The following is a 2384-nucleotide window of genomic DNA, read 5'->3' on the forward strand; positions in this document are numbered from 1 at the left end:
CGCCTACACCGTCCGCGCCCTGGGCCCGGGCCTGGCGATGTCGAGCCGGTTCACGGTCGTCCGCTAGGGCCGCGCGCCGCCGGTTCGTCCTCGAGGGTGTTGCGGCCTCGAGGACGGACCGAGCGCGCTAGCTCAGCGCGTCCTTGGCCTTCTGGGCCACCTTGGCGAGCCCGCTCTTGGCGACGTCCTGGGGACGCGGTGCGTCGAACGTCGAGGGCGGCGGCTCTGGGAGCTCGGGCACGTCGCCCAGGGGCTCCATCTTGTCGATCATCGAGAACTCGCCCTTGCCGTCGACCGACGGGCCGGACGTGAACCGGGCGCCGTCGAACCCGTCGTGGGGCTCCGTCCCGGTCGCCATGAACGCGTACTGCAAGTTCATCTCGTCGACGTGGGGCGCCTTGCGCTCCTCCTGGAGCGGGATCGAGGCCGGGATCGGGTGGAGCGCCTCGACGCCGCCCAGCTCCTCGATCACGGCGAGCCACTGGTTCTGGTGCATCGTGTCGCGGGCCAGCAGGTACCGGAGCATGTCCTGCATGCCGGGGTCGTCGGTCATCTGGTAGAGCCGGGCCGCCAGTGTCCGGCCGGTCGACTCGGCCATGACGTTGGCGTACATGTCGGCGGCCAGGTTGCCCGACGCGACGACGTGGGCGGCCGTGAACGGCTCGCCGTGACTGTTGACGGGCATCGCGCCCAGGCCGGCCGACAAAAAGTGGCGGGGCAGCTGGCCGCCCAAGGCCGCGGCGACGGCGGGGTCCTGGGCCGCCTCGTCCTTGAGGTCGGTCGAGGCGCCCTCCAAGTTGAGGGCCACGGCCGTCGCCAGCATCTCGACGTGGCCCAACTCCTCGGCGCCCGTCTGCTGGAGCATGTCACGGTACTTGTGCATAGAGGGCGGCAGGTTCCAGGCCTGGAAAAAGTACTGCATCATGACCCGGATCTCGCCCTCGATGCCGCCGATGGCCTGCTGGAGGTAGCGGGCGAACGTCGGGTTGGGCGTGTCGACTTTGACGGGGTACTGGAGGCGGAGGTCGTTGTAGAACATGGCGAGGGAGATCGGTGACGGGTCTGTAGGCTAGGCCAGCGAGTCCCTTTCGATCGTGAGGCGAGCCCTGTCCGATCCCACGGGGCGCCCGCGACCTCGAGGCCGCGGGCGCCCTGATCGTCGGCTGGGGCGGGAACTGGCTGTTGTCTCGAGGCCGCGGCGCGGTGTCAGAGCGCCCTCGAGGCCGACCTGCGGCTGGCCGCCTCGAGGATGGAGAGACCACCCTAGTAGACCGAAGCGCGTCGAGATCCCTCGGCTCCGCTCGGGACGACGTCGTAGAGGGACCGGCGCGGTGGGTGACAGACCTCGAGGGCGGCACCAACGTAGAGACACCACGCTGTGGCATCTGGCCGTCCTCGAGGTGGCCCCTCGCCCTCGAGGGCGTGGGCAGCGCGTGCTCTCTCCGATCGCCAATCCCCATTTCCCTCCCCGCCCTGTGACGCGGGGTGTCAGCCCCGGCCGGTATCTTGTCGGCCGTCCCCCACACGAAAGAATGCCCGTCGTCGAGACGATCCCGCTCCACGAGACCGCCAAGGAGCGCTACCTCACTTATGCGATGTCCGTCATCACGTCGAGGGCGCTGCCCGACGTGCGCGACGGGCTCAAGCCGGTCCAGCGGCGGATCCTGTACGCGATGGCGACGAACCTGCGGCTCGGGCCGGACTCGCGGTTCCGTAAGAGCGCGACGATTGTCGGCGAGGTGATGGGCAAGTACCACCCGCACGGCGACACCGCGATCTACGACGCGATGGTGCGGATGGCCCAGAGCTGGGCGCTCCGCTCGCCACTCGTGGACGGCCAGGGCAACTTCGGCAGCCTCGACGGCGACTCGCCGGCGGCCATGCGCTACACCGAGGCCCGGCTGCGAGCGCTTGGCGCAGCCATGCTGTCCGAGATCAAGCAGGACACCGTCGCGTTCCGCCCGACCTACGACGGCCAGCTCTTCGAGCCCGTCGTGTTGCCGTCGCCGGTCCCCAACTTTTTGGTCAACGGCGCGACCGGTATCGCCGTCGGCATGGCGACCAACGTGCCCCCGCACCATCTGGGCGAGATCGTCGACGCGTGCTTGACGCTCGTCAAGAGCCCGAACGCACGGCTCGAGACACTTCTACAGCACGTCCAAGGGCCAGACTTCCCGACCGGCGGGCGGATCCTGAACACGCCGGAGCAGATCGCGAAGATCTACGAGACCGGCGACGGCGCCATCGACCTGCGGGGCGAGTACGTCCTGGAGGGCAAGAGCCGCATCGTGCTGACCTCGATCCCATACGCGCTCCAGAAGGCGGACCTGATCGAGAAAATCGCCGACCACATCCGCACCGGAAAGGTGCCCCAGATCGTCGAC

Annotated in this window: 2 protein-coding genes; one reads left to right on the forward strand and one right to left on the reverse strand. The window is 69.0% G+C overall.

From position 1 onward, the window contains the following. Positions 1–127 precede the first annotated feature (127 nt). Positions 128–1039 carry a manganese catalase family protein gene (locus WBA11_RS11830; RefSeq protein WP_424520887.1) on the reverse strand — a complete coding sequence of 304 codons (912 nt, stop codon included), beginning with the start codon at positions 1037–1039 and terminating at the stop codon, positions 128–130. A 493-nt stretch (positions 1040–1532) separates the two neighbouring features. On the opposite strand from WBA11_RS11830, the gene WBA11_RS11835 reads away from it, so the two are divergent. Further along, on the forward strand, positions 1533–2384 hold an 852-nt coding region (locus WBA11_RS11835), incomplete at its 3' end, for a DNA gyrase subunit A (protein ID WP_424520888.1).

It is taken from the genome of Rubrivirga sp. (genome assembly GCF_049648075.1).
In the GTDB taxonomy this organism is placed as follows: Bacteria; Bacteroidota; Rhodothermia; order Rhodothermales; family Rubricoccaceae; genus Rubrivirga.

Coding starts and splice junctions, on each gene's coding strand:
- WBA11_RS11830 (WP_424520887.1), bottom strand. CDS start 1,039: ATGTTCTACAACGACCTCCGCCTCCAGTACCCCGTCAAAGTCGACACG.